Raw genomic sequence first — 16,560 nt, forward strand, 5'->3', positions numbered from 1 at the left:
GCCAGTCAGCTCAGGGCACCACCAGGGCGCTGCGCCCCATCAGCTGGCTGCGCTGCGAGACGAAGTCGTTGTAGGCCTCGTTGGCCTCCCGGCCCAGGCCGCTGCCGAGGCTGGCGGTGGCCGACGTGAAGGCCATCTGTGCGGCGAAATCCTGCTTGCGCAGGGCCTTCTGTTCATCGGCGGTGGTGGCCTTCAGCCAGCGCGCATAGACCTCGCGCAGCGGCGCGGCATGGGCCTCGAAGGCGGGCACCAGCGCCGGCAGGCTGGCCGGAGCCGGTTCCAGCTTGAAGGCCGGGGCCACGTAACCGGCCGGCTGCTCGCGCTTGAACGCGCCGGGTTCGCCCATGCCTTCTTCCACGTAGGTAATGAAGTCGGTCGCGGTGAACACCTTGGCCACGATCTGGCCGCCGCTGGAATCAACATGGGCCACCACCTTTTCCTTCGGGAACGGTTCGCGCACGCCGTAGGTCCAGGTCTTGTCGATGAACAGCGCGTGGCTCTTCTCGAACGGCCCTTCGAAGTTGACGCCGCCCAGCTCGATCCCGGTGTTGCCGACGCCGAAGTTCTTCAGCTTGCTCTCGTCGGTGACATAGATCTCGCGGGCGACCACGTATTCGCCCAGGGTCGGGTTGATCAAGCCGCCACGGCCGTCGACGTAGACGATGAAGCGCACGTCACCGAGTTTTTCGCTGTGCAGGTGGTGCTCGCCCACGGCCAGCGAGATCGGGCGCGAACCGTGCGCGGCCACCGGCAGGTCCTGGCCATCGATGCTCAGTGCCAGTGGCGTGCCGGTCGGGTTGTCGATCTGGAACTCGATCTTCGACGGGGAGCAGGCGGCCAGCGCCAGTGCGGCGGCGAACGGGAACAGCAGGGTCTTCATCGGCAATCGTCCGTGATACGTGGAACGGGAAAACAGGCCAGCCTCAGCTGGCCCACGGCGGGCTGTAGCGCACCTTCAGCGTGCGCACGGCCGGGTCGGCGCGCAGCGCCTCCATCAGCTTGGAATCGATGCGCACCGCGCTCTGCCCGGAGACATCGAGCATGCCGGCGATACCGCCCTGCGGGCCCTTCAGCAGCAGGTCCAGGCGCAGCGGCGTGCGTCCCGGGCGATGGCGGTCGAGCAGGGCATCGATGCGTTCCCAGACCGGGCGCTGCTGGCGCAGGTCCAGGCGCAGCGACAGCCGGGTGGCATAGTTGGCGCAGACTTCGTCGAAATCCCAGCACTGGCGGATGCGCAGTGCGAAGCCACCATTGAATTCGTCCTCGCGCAGTCCGCCCTTGACCACCAGGATGCGGTCCTTGGTCATCAGGTGGCCGAACTCGGCCATCGCGTCGGAGAACGCGCTGCACTCGACGCGGCCACGACCGTCCTCGAGCTGGATGAAGATCTGGCTTTCGCCCTTGCGGCGCACGCCGACGACCTGGCCGGCCAGCACCGTCTGCACTTCGGGACGCCAGCGCTTCTCGCCGCCACCGCCACCGCCGCTGTTGGCGCTCCAGATCTTTTCCACCGAACCCAGGTCGTTGCCGACCAGGTCGCGCACATCGTCGCGCCACGGATCGAACGGGTGCCCGCTGAGGTAGAAGCCCAAGGTGTCGCGCTCGCCGTTCAGGCGCTGCAGCAACGGCCATTCCTCGGCCTCGGGCAGGTCCAGCTGGATCGTGGTTGCACTCGGGTCGGGGCCGCCGAACAGCGAGTTCTGGCCAGACGCGCGCTCGCGTGCCATCTGGTCAGTGGCCTTGATCACCTCCGGCAGCTGCAGCATCAGCGAGGCACGGTTGTGGCCGAGTTCGTCCAGCGCACCGCAGTTGATCATCGCTTCCAGCGTGCGCCGGTTGAGCTTGGCCGAACCGACGCGGGTGCAGAAGTCGAGCAGGTCCTTGTACTCGCCTCCCTTCAGGCGCTCGTCCACCACCGCTTCGCAGGCGCCCTGGCCAACGCCCTTGATCGCACCCAAGCCGTACTGGATGGTGTCCGGCGTTACCGCTTCAAACATGAAGGCGGAGTGGTTCACCTTCGGCGGCAGCACGGTCAGGCCGAGGTTGCGCACCTCGTCGAGGAAACCGACCACCTTCTCGGTGTTGTCCAGGTCCGAAGACAGCGTGGCCGCCATGAACTCGGCGGGGTAATGGCGCTTCAGCCACGCGGTCTGGTAACTGACCAACGCGTAGGCGGCGGCGTGCGACTTGTTGAAGCCGTAGCCGGCGAACTTCTCCATCAGGTCGAAGATCGCGTCGGCCTTGGCTTCGTCCACGCCGTCCTTGGCCGCACCTTCGCGGAAGATCTCGCGGTGCTTGGCCATTTCGGCCGGCACCTTCTTGCCCATCGCGCGGCGCAGCAGGTCAGCGCCGCCCAGCGAGTAGCCGCCGACGATCTGCGCCATCTGCATCACCTGCTCCTGGTACACCATGATGCCGTAGGTGTCCTTCAGGATCGCTTCGGTGCGCGGATCGGGATAGATGATTTCTTCCTGGCCGTGCTTACGCGCGTTGAAGGAGGGAATCAGGTCCATCGGGCCGGGGCGGTACAGCGACACCAGCGCGATGAGATCTTCGAAACGGTCGGGGCGCGCGTCCTTCAACAGGCGGCGCATGCCCGAGGATTCGAACTGGAACACCGCGCCGGTATTGCCGTTGGCGAAGATGTCCTTGTAGGTGGGGGTGTCGTCGAGCGGAATCGCGGCGATGTCCACCGGCGGAATGCCGGCGCGCTCATGGCGCTTGTTGATCGCCTTCACCGCCCAGTCGATGATGGTCAGCGTGCGCAGGCCGAGGAAGTCGAACTTCACCAGGCCCACTTCTTCCACGTCGTTCTTGTCGAACTGGGTGACCGGGTTCTTGCCGAGGCCGTTCTCGTCATGTTCGGCGTACAGCGGGCAGAACTCGCTCAGCGGCTCTGGCCCGATCACCACGCCACCGGCGTGCTTGCCGGCGTTGCGGGTCAGGTCTTCCAGCTGCAGCGCCAGGTCGATCAGGTCGCGGACATCGTCCTCGGTCTCGTAGCGCTGGATCAGCTCCGGCGAGGCCATCTCCGAACTGGGGCCTTCCTTGCCCTTGCCCAGCGCATCCTTCAGGTGGATGCCGAGGATGTTCGGGATCAGCTTGGAAACGCCGTCGACCAGGCCGTACGGGAAACCGAGCACGCGGCCGGAGTCGCGCACCACCGCCTTGGCGGCCATGGTGCCGTAAGTGATGATCTGGCTGACGCGTTCGCGGCCGTACTTGCGCGCGACGTAGTCGATCACTTCGTCGCGGCGGTCCATGCAGAAGTCGATGTCGAAGTCGGGCATCGACACGCGTTCCGGGTTCAGGAAGCGCTCGAACAGCAGGTTGTACGGCAGCGGGTCCAGATCGGTGATCTTCAGTGCCCACGCCACCAGCGAACCGGCACCCGAACCACGGCCGGGACCGATCGGGATGCCCTGGTTCTTGCCCCACTGGATGAAGTCGGCCACGATCAGGAAGTAGCCGGGGAAGCCCATCTTGATGATGGTGTTGAGCTCGAACTCCAAGCGCTCGAAGTACTCCTCGCGGGTCTTGCCCGGCGCCAGCGGATTCTTCTCCAGGCGTTCTTCCAGGCCGTCGCGCGACATCTTCTGGATCCAGGTGTCCAGGGTCTCGTCGTCGGGCACCGGGTAGTTGGGCAGGAAGTAGGTGCCCAGCCGCATCTCGATGTTGCAGCGCTCGGCCAGCGCCAGCGTGTTGTCGATCGCGTCGGGGATGTCGGCGAACAGCGCGCACATCTCCTCGGCCGACTTCAGGTACTGCTGGTCGCTGTATTCGCGCGGGCGCTTGGGGTCATCCAGCACGCGGCCGGTGGAAATGCATACGCGCGCTTCGTGCGCGCTGAAATCCGACGGCGACAGGAAGCGCACGTCATTGCTGGCCACCACCGGCAGACCACGCTGGCCGGCCGCCATCAGCGCGAACTGATTGAAGGTTTCCTCGCCTTCGCGGCCGGTACGGGTCAGTTCCAGGTGCAGGCCGTCGCCGAACACGCGCTGCCAGTCGGCCAGCTGCTGCTCGGCCAGTTCATGCTTGCCGTCCAGCGCCAGCCGTCCGGCCAGGCTCTGCCGCCCGGCCAGCGCGAACAGGTTGGCGTTGCCGGCCTTCAGCCAGTCCGGGTGCACCGCCACACCGCCTTCCGGGCGATGCCCTTCCATCCACGCGCGGGTCAGCAGCCGCGACAGGCTCAGGTAGCCCTCGCGGTCGCGGCACAGCAGGGTCATCCGCCACGGGTCCTGGCCTTCCTCGGCGATCAGCACGTCGGCGCCGGCGATCGGCTTGATGCCCACGCCTTCGGCCGCCTTGTAGAACTTGACCAGGGCGAACAGGTTGTTGAGGTCGGTCACTGCCAGCGCGGGCAGGCCGAGTTCGACCGAGCGCGACAGCAGGTTGGCCTGCTTGGCCTTCTTCGGGTCAGCCTGGTCCGGCTTGGCCGGCACACGGATGGTCGAGTCCGCCAGCGAGAACTCGGTGTGGACGTGGAGATGTACGAAGCGGGAGTTGGACATGCCGGACCAGGTTGGAGCGCGCGGGCCCCGGGTGCCGACGGGGGAATCGTCGCCGGGGTCGGGAAGCGCTGGAGTGCCCGGTCAGGGTAGCGAGGGCAGGGGGGCGCGACAAGCTCTTGACGGCACGCGATATCGCATTCGCGCTATCGCTTCCCACGGCTCGCAGGCGAACCGCGGGCCCCGTCTCACCATGCTTCCAGACCCCCGCGCCGTAGGCGCGTCCCCCTGACTCAGGGGGACTCTTCCCCAGACGGATTGCAGCGGGCGTTCAGGCGATTCAGGCAATCGCGATGTCGGCCGACGCCTGCGGCGCTTCCAGGCATTCACGTACCGGCGCGAAGCTGCGACGGTGCTCGCCGCAGGGGCCATGTTCACGCAGCGCGGCCAGGTGGGCCGGGGTGCCGTAGCCCTTGTGCTGCTCGAAGCCGTAGTGCGGGTACCGGGCGTGCAGGTCCTGCATGTAGCGGTCGCGCGAGACCTTGGCCAGGATCGAGGCGGCCATGATCGCGCGGTCGATGCCATCGCCGCCAACCAGCGCCTGTGCCGGCAGCACCAGCCCCTTCGGCACCACGTTGCCATCGATGCGGGCGAAGCCGGCCACGTGGGCCACCGCAGCGACCACCTCGCGCATGCCCTGCAGGGTGGCCTGGTAGATGTTCAGGCGGTCGATGGTATCCACGTCCACCAGCACCACCTTCCAGGCCAGCGCCCGTTCGATGATGCGGTCATGCAGCTGCTCGCGGCGTGCGGCGGTAAGCTGTTTGGAATCGTCCAGGCCATTGATGCGCGGGCGGGAGGGATCGAACACCACCGCCGCGACCGCGACCGGCCCTGCCAGCGGTCCACGCCCGGCCTCGTCGACGCCGGCAATCAGCCGCTCCGGCTCGACCACCGGCGCACCATCGAACAGGGCCAGGCTGGCCGCTGCCGCGTCGCGGCGGCTCATGCCGCCGCCTGGTCGCGCATCAGCAGCTCGCCCACGGCGTCGGCGGCGCGTGCCGAGGCATTGCGACGCAGGCGCTCGTGCAGGCGTGCATAGGTGCCCTGCAGGTCGGTCACCCGTTGCGGATGGTCGAACCACTGCTGGATGGCCGCGGCCAGCTTGTCCGGCGTGCAGTCATGCTGCATCAGTTCCGGCGCCAGGTCCTGGCCAGCCAGGATGTTCGGCAGTGCGAAGCGGTCGACCTTGATCAGGCCCAGCGCCTTGACCAGGCGGTAGGTCAGCTCGTTGACCCGGTAGCCGACCACCATCGGCCGCTTGACCAGCATCGCCTCCAGGGTCGCGGTGCCGGAGGCCAGTACCACCACGTCGGCGGCGATCATCGCAGTGCGGGCCTGGCCGTCGAGCACGTGCGAAAACGCCACCGGCAACGCCGAGCGTGACAGCTGCTCTTCGATCAGCCGCTTGCACGCCGCGTTGGCGGCAGGCACCACCACATGCAGGCCCGGAATGCGCTCGGAGACCTGCCACGCCGCCTCGAAGAACGGTTCGCCCAGGCGCGAGATCTCGCCCAGGCGGCTGCCCGGCAGCACCGCCAGCACCTTGGCCGACGTCGGCAGGCCCAGTGCCGCGCGGGCTTCTTCGCGGTTACCCTGCAGCGGAATGTCATCGGCCATCGGGTGGCCGACAAAGCGTGCATCGATGCCATGCTTGGCATAGATCGGCGGTTCCATTGGAAACAGGCACAGCACCAGGTCGGCGCTGCTGCCGATCTTCTCGGCACGCTTCTCGCGCCAGGCCCACACCGAGGGGCTGACGTAGTGCACGGTGCGCACGCCGCGCTGCTTCAGCCAGCGCTCGATGCCCAGATTGAAATCGGGAGCGTCGATGCCGATGAACACGTCCGGCTGCCACTCCAGCGCACGTTGGCGGAACGCCGAACGCAGCTTCAACAGGCGCGGCAGGTGGCGCAGCACTTCGGTCAGGCCCATCACCGCCAGCTCGCTGGCGTCGTGCCAGGTCTGGCAGCCGGCGCTGCGCATGGCATCGCCGCCGATGCCGGCGAACTCGGCGTTCGGGAAGCGCGCCTTCAGCTCGCGCACCATGCCGGCACCGAGCAGATCGCCGGATGCTTCTCCGGCCACCAGCGCGATCCGCAACGGGCGCTCGCTCAGCACCCGCTGCGCCGGCACGCTGCCGGCCATCGAGGCCAGTGGGATCACCGCGGCGCCTGCCGGCGCCTGGCCGATCATGCTGTTCATCGCAGCAACGGCCGCTCGGCGTGCTCGATGAAGTCCAGCATCGCCTTCACGTCATCGCTGTCACGCGCCTGCTCGTTCAGCTGCTGCTTGGCCTCGGCCAGCGGCAGGCCCGCCACGTACAGGGTGCGGTAGGCACGCTTGATGGCGGAGATGCGCTCGGCATCGAAGCCACGCCGCTTCAGGCCTTCGCTGTTGATGCCGCGCGGGCGGCCCAGCGAGTCGGTGCCGACCATGGTGAACGGCGGCACGTCGCCATTGGTCAGCGCTCCCATGCCAAGGAAGGCATGCGCGCCGATGCGGCAGAACTGGTGGGCACCAGCGAAGCCGCTGATGATCACGTAGTCGCCCACGGTCACGTGGCCAGCCAGGGTGGTGTTGTTGGAGAACACGCAGAAGTTGCCGACATGGCAGTCGTGCGCCACGTGCGTGTAGGCCAGCATCCAGTTGTCGTTGCCGATGGTGGTGATGCCACCGCCACCGCCGGTGCCGCGGTTCAGGGTGACGAACTCGCGGAACACGTTGCGGTCGCCGATCACCAGTTCGGTGCGCTCACCGGCGTACTTCTTGTCCTGCGGCTCGCCGCCGATCGCGGCATGGCCGACGAAGCGGTTGTCGCGGCCGATCCTGGTCGGGCCGTGGATGCTGCAGTGGGGGCCCACCACCGTGCCGGCGCCGATTTCCACATCGGCACCGATCAGGGTGAACGCGCCCACCTGTACGTCGTCGGCCAGGCGCGCGGCCGGATCGATGACGGCGGTCGGATGGATCCGCGGTGCGTTGTCAGTCATTGCTGCCTCCAGTGGATCAGCCCTTGGCGCCGGCGCACATGACCTCGGCCGAGGCAACGACTTCACCGTTGACCTTGGCTTCGCCGTAGTACCAGCCCATGTTGCGGATCAGGCGCCTCATCTGCACATCCAGCATCAGCACGTCGCCGGGGACGACCTGCTTGTTGAAGCGGGCGTTTTCCACCTTGACCATGTAGAACAGCTTGGACTGTGCATCGCGGCCGAGCGTCAGCTGGGTCATCACGCCACCGGCCTGGGCCAGCGCTTCGATGATCAGCACGCCGGGCATGATCGGGCGGCCCGGGAAGTGGCCCTGGAAGAACGGCTCGTTGATGCTGACGTTCTTCTGCGCCAGGATGCGCTTGGCGTCGATGTCGAGTTCAAGCACCCGGTCCACCAGCAGGAACGGGTAACGGTGCGGGAGCAGTTCCTGGATCTGGCAGACGTCGATCGGAAGCTGCAGCGTGTCGTTCATTCTTTCTCCTTGCCAGCAGCCAGGACGCGGCGAGCCAATGCGTCCAGCTGCTTGAAGCGCGCGGCGTTCTTGCGCCACGTGCGGTTGTCGGTCAACGGGGTGCCGGACGAGTACTCGCCCGGCTCATGGATGGAATTGCGGACCACCGATTTGCCGGTGATCACGACCTTGTCGCAGATCTCGAGGTGGCCGACCACGCCGACGTGGCCGCCGAGCAGGCAGTAGCGGCCGATCTTGGCGCTGCCGGCGATGCCGGTGCAGCCGGCGATGGCCGAGTGTGCGCCGATCTGCACGTTGTGCGCGATCTGCACCAGGTTGTCCAGGCGCACGTCCTCGTCCAGCACGGTGTCTTCCAGCGCTCCGCGGTCGACGCAGGTGTTGGCGCCGATCTCGCAGTCGTCGCCGATGCGCACGCCGCCGAGCTGCGGCACCTTGATCCACTTGCCGGCGTCCATCGCCAGGCCGAAGCCATCGGCGCCGAGCACGGCACCGGGGTGCACGCGCACGCGCTTGCCGAGCTTGACCCGGGTGACCAGGGTGACCCGGGCAATCAGCTCGCAGCCGTTGTCCAGGCTGCAGTCCTCGCCGATCACGCTGCCGGTGCCGATGATGCAGTTCTCGCCGACCACGCTGCGCGCGCCGATCGAGACGAAGGGACCGATGTGGGCGCTGCTGGCGACCTGCGCGGTGGGATCGATGACGGCGCTGGGATGGATGCCCGGCGGGCGCGTCGGCGCGATGTCGAACAGCGCGGCGATCTTGGCGAAGGCCGTGTATGGGTCCTTGGCGACGAGCGCGGCGCCAGGGGCGGCCTCGGCGTCGTCGGCACGCAGCACCACCAGCGAGGCCTGGCTGTCGGCCAGCTGGGCGCGGTAGCGCGGGTTGGAGAGGAACGTCAGCTGGCCAGGACCGGCATGGGCGAGGGTAGCCACGCCATGGATGGCGGTGGCAGGGTCGCCATGGACCTGCAGGCCGAACTGCTCGGCAAGTTGCTGGGCGGTGTAGGTGGGAGTATTCACGGCGGGAGTTTAACGTGTGACGCCATTGCGGTCATGCGGGGGCATTCCTGGCGGCGGGACGGCGGCCCCCAGCAGCTGGCCATTGCTGCGCTCGGTGGGCTACCGTGGCCGCGCGCCGTGGATGACCGCGCAGCCTGCCCGGGTCACGGAAAAGGAGCTTCCATGCGAAATCTGCTGTGTTCGGTCGCCGTCCTGGCCGCGTCTGCGCTCTCCAGCGGTGCCGGTGCCGGTGCCTCCGACGCGCCCGCGGGTGCCGCAGCCGATTTCGGGCGACTGTTCACCCATACCTGCCTGGCCGCCTTTGGCGATCCGGGCAAGGTCGAACCGTTCATGGAATCCAACGGCCTGGCGCCTTTGCCCGGCGACACCGCGCAGAGATTCCTGATGGGCAAGGCAGGCAAGGCTTGGTCGATCAGCCTGGGAAGCGGCGACTATGCGGTCGCGCAGACCGATGACGGGCTGTGCGTGGTGTTTGCCCGGCAGGCGCAGCCGGATGCATTCGTGGCCGAGTTCCAGCGGCTGTTGAAGAGCATGCCTGCGCCGCTGCAGGTCAACGAGGTGAAAGCCCTCGGGCCGAACCGCGATGGCACGCACACCCGGTCATGGGGCGTGAATGCGCCCGATGCCCGGACCGGCATCCTGTTCACGCTTACCACGTCCACCGAGCCGGACATGCCGCTACAGGCGATGGCGTCGATGGCCCGCGTGGCTACTGCGGAATTCATTCCAGCTGCCGCGCCAAAGAAGCATTGAGCAAGCTCGACGCGACGGACAGAAACGAAAACGCCGGGCAAAGCCCGGCGATTCGAGACCCGTCTGGTGGAGAGCCCCCCTTCTGTTAAGGGGGGCGCGCCAACGGCGCGGGGGATAGGAGGGATGCGCGTGCAGTTCTGATGAACCGCAGGGCGGTTCGTCAGAACTGCCCACCGAAGGTGAACTGCAGGCGCTCGATCTTGTCGCCGTCTTCCTTCTTCAGCGGGAAGGCGTAGCTGATCGAGATCGGGCCGACCGGGGCGCGCCACAGCAGGGCCACACCGGACGACACGCGCAGCTCGTTGGCCTTGAAGTTCTTGGTGCCGTTGTAGACGTTACCGAAGTCGACGAAGGCCGAGACGCGTGCCGACGGGCTGTCGAACAGGCGCGGGAAGTAGGCTTCGACCGAACCGACGGTCTTCAGCGAACCACCCAGCGGCTGGCCTTCCGGATAGCCGTTGGTGACTTCGCGCGGGCCGAGGGTGTTGTCCTCGAAGCCACGCACCGAGTTGGTACCACCGGCGTAGAAGTTCTCGAAGAACGGCAGGCCGCTGGCGGTGACGGTACGGGTGGTGCCGTCCGCGTTGGTGATCGTGCGGGTGTAGTCCTTGCCGTAGGCGTCGCCGTAGCCCACTTCGGCACGGGTGTTGATCACCAGCGACGGCATGATCGGCCAGTACTTGCTGATCTGGTAGTTCAGCTTGTAGTACTCGATGGTCGAGCCCGGCAACGTGGTTTCCAGGCCGATACGCTGGTAGGTACCGCGGGTCGGCATGAAGTAGTCGTTGCGCGAGTCGCGCGCCCAGCCCAGTTCCGTGCGCCAGGCATGGAAGGTGCGGGTGCCGACGGCATCGATGTAATCGATGATCGATGCGGGCGTGGAGCCTGCGTACGTGGTGATCTGGTTGCTGTCGATGCCGAACATCAGCGAGACGGTATCGGTCTCGGTCAGCGGCACGCCGAACACCACCTGCGCCGAACCGTTCGTGCTGTTGTACTGCGCGGTGTTGAAGTCGGAGTAGTCCAGTTCGCGCCAGGACAGGTTGTAGCCCAGCGACACGCCGTCATCGGTGAAGTACGGGTTGGTGTAGCTGAAGCCGTAGCGCTGCAGGTAACTGCTGCGCGAGGCTTCGACCGACACGCGGTTGCCGCCGCCGAGGAAGTTGTTCTGCGACAGCTGCACCGAGGTGGTCATGCCGTAGGACTGCGAGTAGCCCAGGCCGAACACGAAGCTGCCGGAGGTGGTTTCCTTGACGTTGTAGACGACGTCGACCTGGTCGTTGCTGCCGCTGACGGCCGGGGTTTCGACGTCCACCGACTCGAAGTAGCCCAGGCGCTGCAGGCGGATCTTGGAGCGGTCGATCGCGGCCTGCGAGTACCAGCTGTTCTCGAACTGGCGCATTTCGCGACGCATCACTTCGTCGGAGGTGCGGGTGTTGCCGCGGAACAGGATGCGGCGCACCGACACGCGCGGGCCGGGAACGACCTGCATGTTGATGGCCACGGTCTGCTCGGCGCGGTTGGTGGTCGGGATCGGGTTCACCTTGGCGAAAGCGTAGCCGATGTTGGACAGCGAGTTGGTGATGGTGTCCGAACTGAATTCGAGCAGCGCACGCGAGAACGTGTCGCCGGACTTCTGGATCACCATGCGCTCGACGTCCTCCTGCGGGAGGATGGTGTCGCCGCTGACCTTGATCTCGGAGATCTTGTACTGCGCACCCTCGGTCACGCCCGCGGTGAGGAACATGTCGCGCTTGTCGGGGCTGATCGAGACCTGGGTGGAATCGATGCTGAAGTCGACGTAGCCGCGGTCCAGGTACCAGGAGTTGAGCTTTTCCAGGTCGCCGGACAGCTTTTCCTTGGAGTACTGGTCGTCACGGCGGTACCACGACGCCCAGTTGTGCTCCTTGGACTCCCAGGTTTCCAGGATGTCCTTGCTCTCGAACTTCTCGGTGCCGACCAGGTTGACGTGGCGGATCTTGGCCGCCTTGCCTTCCTTGATGGTGATCGCGATGTCCACGCGGTTGCGGTCCAGCGGGCTCACGGTCGGGGTGATCTCGACGGTGTACTTGCCACGATCGTTGTACTGGCGACGCAGTTCCTGGGTCACGCGGTCCAGGCTCAGGCGGTCGAAGGTGCCGCCCTCGGTCAGGCCGATGTCGGACAGGCCCTTGAGCAGCTGCTCGGACTTGATGTCCTTGTTGCCGGTCACGGTCAGCTTGTTGATCGCCGGACGTTCCTTGACCGTCACCACCAGGATGTTGCCCTGGCGGTCCAGCTGCACGTCTTCGAAGAAGCCGGTCTTGTACAGGGCGCGGATGGTCTCGCCGACCTTGTTGTCGGTGATGGTCTCGCCACGTTCCACCGGCAGGTAGGTGAACACCGTACCCGAGCTGATGCGCTGCAGGCCGTCGACGCGGATGTCGCTGACAGTGAAGGGCTCGGCTGCCTGGGCCAGGGCGGGGGCGCCGGTGACGGCGGCGAGGGCGAGGGCCAGCAGGCGGCGATTGGGGAGTCGCGTCATGTCACGTCCGGTAGGAAGGTCGATTTCATTGGTGCGGGATGCCGACGCTGTAGACGGCAACAACGTGGAAAAGTTCATCGCGGGACCAGGCCGAGGATGTCGTTGTAGAACGCCAACCCCATCAGCCCGGCCAGCAACGCCAGGCCGATGTATTGGCCGGCGGCGATGGCACGCTCGCTCAGCGGGCTGCCCTTGACCAACTCGATAAGGTAATACAGCAGGTGCCCGCCGTCCAAGATCGGGATCGGCAGCAGGTTGATGATGCACAGGCTGAGGGACAGCAGGGCCAGGAACTGCAGGAACCAGTCGAGGCCGCGCTTGGCCGAGACATTGGCCACGCGGGCGATGGTGACCGGCCCGGAAACGTTCTGCAGCGAGGCTTTGCCGGTGACGATGCGGCCCATCATGCCGAGCGAATCGGCGGCCAGGCGGCCGGTTTCGCGCACGGCAACGGTCACCGCGTCCAGCGGGCCATAGCGCAGCAGGGTGTCGTAGGCGGGGCTGTAGGTGGTGGGGAAGCCGACGCCGATCTGCCAGACCGGGTTGCCCTTGCCATCCTTGCCCTGCCGCGGCGTGACTTCCAGTGCCAGCCGTTCACCGCCGCGCAGGACCTCGATCATGCCGGGGCCGCCGGCGCGGCCGAGCGCCTGGATCTCGCCGATCACCTGGTCGACGCTGTCGATGCGCTGGCCATCGATCGCCACGATCAGGTCGCCTGGCTGCAGCAGCCCGGTGACCGCCGAATCCGCGGTGAGCGAGTCGACCAGCGCCGGTTGCAGCCAGGACTGCCAGTACAGCCCGGCCAGGATCGGCACCCGTCGCTCATCGAAACCGGCCGGCAGCTGCGACAGCGGCAGGGTGCGCACGCGCACCTGGTCGGCCGGGTCGAGCACTTCCAGCTTCACGTCGCGGCGATCCATCGCGGCAGCGGTCAGCGCCATGCTGGCCTCGCCGAGGGTCGCCACCTGGCGGTCATCCACGCGCAGCACGCGGTCGCCGCTGACCAGGCCGGCGCTGGCGGCAATGCCATTGGCCCGGCCGATGGTCGGCGAGTAGTCCTGCTTGCCGATCACGAACATCGCCCACAGCAGCAGGATGCACAGCAGCAGATTGGCAATCGGCCCGGCCGCGACAATGGCGATGCGCTGCCAGACGGTCTTGTGGTTGAAGGCCTGGCCGCGTTCGTGCGGATGGACTTCGACCTCGCGCTCGTCGAGGAACTTCACGTAGCCACCTAGCGGAATCGCCGCGATGGCGAACTCGGTGCCGTGCTTGTCGCGACGCGACCACAGCGGGCGGCCGAAGCCGACCGAGAAGCGGAGGATCTTGACCCCGCAGAGGCGCCCGACCCAGTAATGCCCGAATTCGTGGAACGTGACCAGCAGCCCGAGGCTGACGATCATCCACCAGACCGATCCGATGAAGTCAGTCATGCAGGCTCACATTGGCGGGCAGGGGCGGCGGCGTCATGCTGTGCGGAGGCGGTCGTTCAGGCGGCGTCGATGGCGTTCAGGGTCAACTGGCGTGCCCGCTGGTCGGCGGACAACAGGACCTCCAGTGTATCGGCTGCTTGGGTCGGCAGTGTTGAAAGAGCGTTAGCAACCAGCTCCGGGATGGTCAGGAAACCGATCCGGCCCTGAAGAAATGCTGAAACGGCCTCTTCGTTGGCGGCGTTCAGCACGGCCGGTGCGGTTCCGCCGGCCCGCATCGCCTGCCAGGCCAGCGCCAGGCACGGGAAGGCCTCGCTGTCCGGGGCCTCGAAATCGAGCCGGCCCTGGGCCAGCAGGTCCAGCCCGGCCACGCCCGATTCAATGCGCTGCGGCCAGCCGAGGCCGACGGCAAGGGTGGTGCGCATGTCCGGCAGGCCCATCTGCGCCAGGGTCGAGCCGTCCACGAACTCGACCAGCGAATGCACCAGGCTCTGCGGGTGCACCAGTACTTCGATGCGCTCGCCGGGCACCGCGAACAGGTGGTGCGCCTCGATGACTTCCAGGCCCTTGTTCATCAACGTCGCCGAATCGACCGAGATCTTCGGCCCCATCGACCACTTCGGGTGCGCCACGGCCTGCGCCGGGGTGACCTGGGCCAGCTCGGCGCGGCTGCGGCCGCGGAACGGGCCACCGGAGGCGGTCAGCAGGATCCGGCGCACGCCGGCGCCGTCGAGGCTGGCGTCACGCGAGCGCAGGCACTGGAAGATCGCGCTGTGCTCGCTGTCGATCGGGATGATCTCGGCGCCGGCACGCTGGGCGGTGCGGGTCAGCAGTTCGCCGGCCAGCACCAGCGATTCCTTGTTGGCCAGCAGGATGCGCTTGCCCGCGGCGGCGGCGGCCAGGGTCGAGGACAGCCCGGCGGCGCCGACAATCGCCGCGACCACGGTGTCGCACGCGTCACTGGCGGCCAGCTGGTCCAGCGCGGCATGGCCGGCGTGGGCCTGGGTGGCCAGGCCGGCCTCGCGCAGGCCGTCGCGCAGCGCGGCGTACAGCGATTCATCGGCGATCACCGCGTGCGCAGGCCGGTGCTGGCGGCACAGCGCCAGCAGCGCCTGCACCTGGCGACCAGCGGCCAGCACGGTGGCCTGGTAGCGCTGCGGATGGCGGGCGATCACGTCCAGCGTGGAGGCACCGATCGAGCCGGTGGCGCCGAACACAGCGACCCGGCGCAGGTCTGCGACAGCATTCATGGTCAGAACCCGAAGATTTCCTTGCCCAGCGCGAACACCGGAACGGCGGCGAGGACGCCGTCGACGCGGTCGAGCACGCCGCCATGGCCCGGGATCAGGTTGCCCGAATCCTTGGCACCGGCGTGGCGCTTGATCAGGCTTTCAAACAGATCACCCAGCACCGAGGCGAACACGGCGACCACCGAGGTGATCAGCAGGCCCGGCAGGTGGGCGACGTCGATGCCCGCCAGCCAGCCCAGGCCGACGGCCACCGCGACACCGGCGAGCAGGCCACCGAACAGGCCTTCCCAGGTCTTGTTGGGGCTGATGCGCGGGGCCAGCTTGTGCTTGCCGAAGCGACGGCCGGCGAAATAGGCGCCCGAATCGGCCGCCCAGACCAGTGCCAGCGCGGCCAGCAGCCACAGATGGCCCTGCTTGCCGGGCGGATCACCGCCGGCGTGGATCAGCACCAGCGCCGCCCAGGCCGGAACGATGGCCAGCGTGCCGGCCAGCATCTTGACGATGCGCGAGGGCGCGGTTGGCTGTGCGCCGAAGTTGAAGAAGCGCAGCCAGACCAGCGCGGCCAGCCACCAGGCGACACCGGCCAGGGTGGTGATCTGGAACAGCACCAGGGTGCTGCCATCGGCCCACACCAGCAGCACCATCAGCAGCAGGTTCAGCACCAGCAGCACGGTGCGCGCCAGGGTGTCTTCGATGCCGGCCAGCTTCAGCCATTCCCACAGGCCGATCAGCAGCACCGCGGCGGCGGCGGCGGCCAGCCATTGCGTGGGCAGCAGCAGGATCGCGGCGATGGCGACCGGCGCCATGATCAGCGCGGCGAGGACTCGGGTCTTGGTCATTGGCTGGAGGTCTCGGTGGCCAGGGCGGCGATCTGGGCGCTGGTCAGGCCGAACCGACGCTCGCGGTTGCCATAGGCGTCCAGCGCCTGCTGCAGCAGGTCCGCATCGAAGTCCGGCCACAGGGCCTCGGTGAACCACAGCTCGGTGTAGGCCAGCTGCCACAACAGGAAGTTGCTGATGCGGGTATCGCCACCGGTGCGGATGAACAGGTCCGGCGGCGGCAGGTCGGCCAGGGCCACCTGGCGGCCCAGCAGCGATTCGTCGATCTGTTCGGGCAGCAGGCGGCCGGCGGCCACTTCGGCAGCCAGTGCACGTGCGGCACGCGCGATGTCCTGGCGGCCACCGTAGCTGGCAGCAATCGACAGGGTCAGGGTGGTGTTGTCGGCGGTACGCTGTTCGGCCAGCTGCATGCGGCTGACCAGGCCGGCGCCGAAGCGCTCGCGTTCGCCGATGAAGCGCACGCGCACGCCACGCCGATGCAGCTCGTCCACTTCGCGGTCGAGCGCGCCGAGGAACAGCTTCATCAGGGCATCGACTTCTTCCTGCGGGCGGCCCCAGTTCTCGCTGGAGAACGCGAACAGGGTCAGCGCCGGAATGCCCAGTTCAAGGCAGCGCTCGATGGTGCGGTTGACCGCACGCGCGCCGGCACGGTGGCCGATCACGCGCGGGCGACGGCGCTGCTGTGCCCAGCGCCCGTTGCCATCCATGATGATGGCGACGTGGCGGGGCAGGGCGGCCGGCAACGGAGGCGGGACTGAAGGCATCG

The 16,560-nt window shown here is 67.4% G+C and carries 13 protein-coding genes; 1 reads left to right on the forward strand and 12 read right to left on the reverse strand.

The genetic code is table 11. The features are described from left to right. Window positions 1–10: 10 nt before the first annotated feature. The 7 genes from ACMZPQ_RS04780 to lpxD all read right to left on the reverse strand — a co-directional run bounded on the left by ACMZPQ_RS04780 (window position 11) and on the right by lpxD (window position 8,998). A complete protein-coding gene (locus ACMZPQ_RS04780; protein WP_197580684.1) occupies window positions 11–880 on the reverse strand; it encodes a hypothetical protein in 870 nt (289 codons plus the stop codon). 43 nt (window positions 881–923) lie between these two features. Further along, complete coding sequence (dnaE, locus tag ACMZPQ_RS04785) at window positions 924–4,514, reverse strand: DNA polymerase III subunit alpha (RefSeq protein ID WP_197580683.1); 3,591 nt, start codon at window positions 4,512–4,514, stop codon at window positions 924–926. 277 nt (window positions 4,515–4,791) lie between these two features. Further along, the gene (rnhB, locus tag ACMZPQ_RS04790) at window positions 4,792–5,460 is read right to left on the reverse strand and encodes a ribonuclease HII (protein ID WP_197580682.1); all 669 of its coding nucleotides are present in this window, start codon (window positions 5,458–5,460) and stop codon (window positions 4,792–4,794) included. Continuing rightward, window positions 5,457–6,659 (reverse strand): lipid-A-disaccharide synthase, encoded by a 1,203-nt coding sequence (gene lpxB, locus ACMZPQ_RS04795; protein ID WP_414486002.1) that lies wholly within the window; start codon window positions 6,657–6,659, stop codon window positions 5,457–5,459. Before lpxB ends, rnhB begins: the two co-directional genes overlap by 4 nt. 53 nt (window positions 6,660–6,712) lie before the next feature. Beyond that, window positions 6,713–7,504 (reverse strand): acyl-ACP--UDP-N-acetylglucosamine O-acyltransferase, encoded by a 792-nt coding sequence (gene lpxA, locus ACMZPQ_RS04800; protein ID WP_197580680.1) that lies wholly within the window; start codon window positions 7,502–7,504, stop codon window positions 6,713–6,715. A 16-nt stretch (window positions 7,505–7,520) separates the two neighbouring features. Then, window positions 7,521–7,979: a 3-hydroxyacyl-ACP dehydratase FabZ gene (gene fabZ, locus ACMZPQ_RS04805; RefSeq protein ID WP_164136383.1), complete on the reverse strand. Its 459-nt coding sequence runs from the start codon at window positions 7,977–7,979 to the stop codon at window positions 7,521–7,523. Then, window positions 7,976–8,998 carry a UDP-3-O-(3-hydroxymyristoyl)glucosamine N-acyltransferase gene (gene lpxD, locus ACMZPQ_RS04810; RefSeq protein WP_197580679.1) on the reverse strand — a complete coding sequence of 341 codons (1,023 nt, stop codon included), beginning with the start codon at window positions 8,996–8,998 and terminating at the stop codon, window positions 7,976–7,978. The genes fabZ and lpxD overlap by 4 nt, the downstream gene beginning before the upstream one ends. On the opposite strand from lpxD, the gene ACMZPQ_RS04815 reads away from it, so the two are divergent. Further along, complete coding sequence (locus ACMZPQ_RS04815; protein WP_197580678.1) at window positions 8,939–9,751, forward strand: NMCC_0638 family (lipo)protein; 813 nt, start codon at window positions 8,939–8,941, stop codon at window positions 9,749–9,751. The two genes, lpxD and ACMZPQ_RS04815, sit on opposite strands and share 60 nt — an antisense overlap. A gap of 160 nt (window positions 9,752–9,911) precedes the next feature. Here the strand turns inward: ACMZPQ_RS04815 and bamA are convergent, their stop codons facing one another. The 5 genes from bamA to uppS all read right to left on the reverse strand — a co-directional run bounded on the left by bamA (window position 9,912) and on the right by uppS (window position 16,558). Then, window positions 9,912–12,275 (reverse strand): outer membrane protein assembly factor BamA, encoded by a 2,364-nt coding sequence (bamA, locus tag ACMZPQ_RS04820; protein ID WP_197580677.1) that lies wholly within the window; start codon window positions 12,273–12,275, stop codon window positions 9,912–9,914. Window positions 12,276–12,349: 74 nt separating this feature from the next. Continuing rightward, complete coding sequence (gene rseP, locus ACMZPQ_RS04825; RefSeq protein WP_197580676.1) at window positions 12,350–13,708, reverse strand: RIP metalloprotease RseP; 1,359 nt, start codon at window positions 13,706–13,708, stop codon at window positions 12,350–12,352. A 56-nt stretch (window positions 13,709–13,764) separates the two neighbouring features. Beyond that, the gene (locus ACMZPQ_RS04830; RefSeq protein WP_197580675.1) at window positions 13,765–14,955 is read right to left on the reverse strand and encodes a 1-deoxy-D-xylulose-5-phosphate reductoisomerase; all 1,191 of its coding nucleotides are present in this window, start codon (window positions 14,953–14,955) and stop codon (window positions 13,765–13,767) included. A gap of 2 nt (window positions 14,956–14,957) precedes the next feature. After that, window positions 14,958–15,794: a phosphatidate cytidylyltransferase gene (locus tag ACMZPQ_RS04835; RefSeq protein WP_197580674.1), complete on the reverse strand. Its 837-nt coding sequence runs from the start codon at window positions 15,792–15,794 to the stop codon at window positions 14,958–14,960. Next, window positions 15,791–16,558: a polyprenyl diphosphate synthase gene (gene uppS, locus ACMZPQ_RS04840; RefSeq protein ID WP_197580673.1), complete on the reverse strand. Its 768-nt coding sequence runs from the start codon at window positions 16,556–16,558 to the stop codon at window positions 15,791–15,793. The genes ACMZPQ_RS04835 and uppS overlap by 4 nt, the downstream gene beginning before the upstream one ends. Window positions 16,559–16,560 lie beyond the last annotated feature (2 nt).

The sequence above is a fragment of the Stenotrophomonas maltophilia genome (genome assembly GCF_047497515.2).
In the GTDB taxonomy this organism is placed as follows: domain Bacteria; phylum Pseudomonadota; class Gammaproteobacteria; order Xanthomonadales; family Xanthomonadaceae; genus Stenotrophomonas.

Excerpts from the sequence above, each read along its gene's own strand:
- ACMZPQ_RS04780 (WP_197580684.1), bottom strand. The coding sequence starts at position 880 with ATGAAGACCCTGCTGTTCCCGTTCGCCGCCGCACTGGCGCTGGCCGCC.
- dnaE (WP_197580683.1), bottom strand. The coding sequence starts at position 4,514 with ATGTCCAACTCCCGCTTCGTACATCTCCACGTCCACACCGAGTTCTCG.
- rnhB (WP_197580682.1), bottom strand. The coding sequence starts at position 5,460 with ATGAGCCGCCGCGACGCGGCAGCGGCCAGCCTGGCCCTGTTCGATGGT.
- lpxB (WP_414486002.1), bottom strand. The coding sequence starts at position 6,659 with ATGGCCGGCAGCGTGCCGGCGCAGCGGGTGCTGAGCGAGCGCCCGTTG.
- lpxA (WP_197580680.1), bottom strand. The coding sequence starts at position 7,504 with ATGACTGACAACGCACCGCGGATCCATCCGACCGCCGTCATCGATCCG.
- fabZ (WP_164136383.1), bottom strand. The coding sequence starts at position 7,979 with ATGAACGACACGCTGCAGCTTCCGATCGACGTCTGCCAGATCCAGGAA.
- ACMZPQ_RS04815 (WP_197580678.1), top strand. The coding sequence starts at position 8,939 with ATGGACCTGCAGGCCGAACTGCTCGGCAAGTTGCTGGGCGGTGTAGGT.
- bamA (WP_197580677.1), bottom strand. The coding sequence starts at position 12,275 with ATGACGCGACTCCCCAATCGCCGCCTGCTGGCCCTCGCCCTCGCCGCC.
- rseP (WP_197580676.1), bottom strand. The coding sequence starts at position 13,708 with ATGACTGACTTCATCGGATCGGTCTGGTGGATGATCGTCAGCCTCGGG.
- ACMZPQ_RS04830 (WP_197580675.1), bottom strand. The coding sequence starts at position 14,955 with ATGAATGCTGTCGCAGACCTGCGCCGGGTCGCTGTGTTCGGCGCCACC.
- ACMZPQ_RS04835 (WP_197580674.1), bottom strand. The coding sequence starts at position 15,794 with ATGACCAAGACCCGAGTCCTCGCCGCGCTGATCATGGCGCCGGTCGCC.
- uppS (WP_197580673.1), bottom strand. The coding sequence starts at position 16,558 with ATGCCTTCAGTCCCGCCTCCGTTGCCGGCCGCCCTGCCCCGCCACGTC.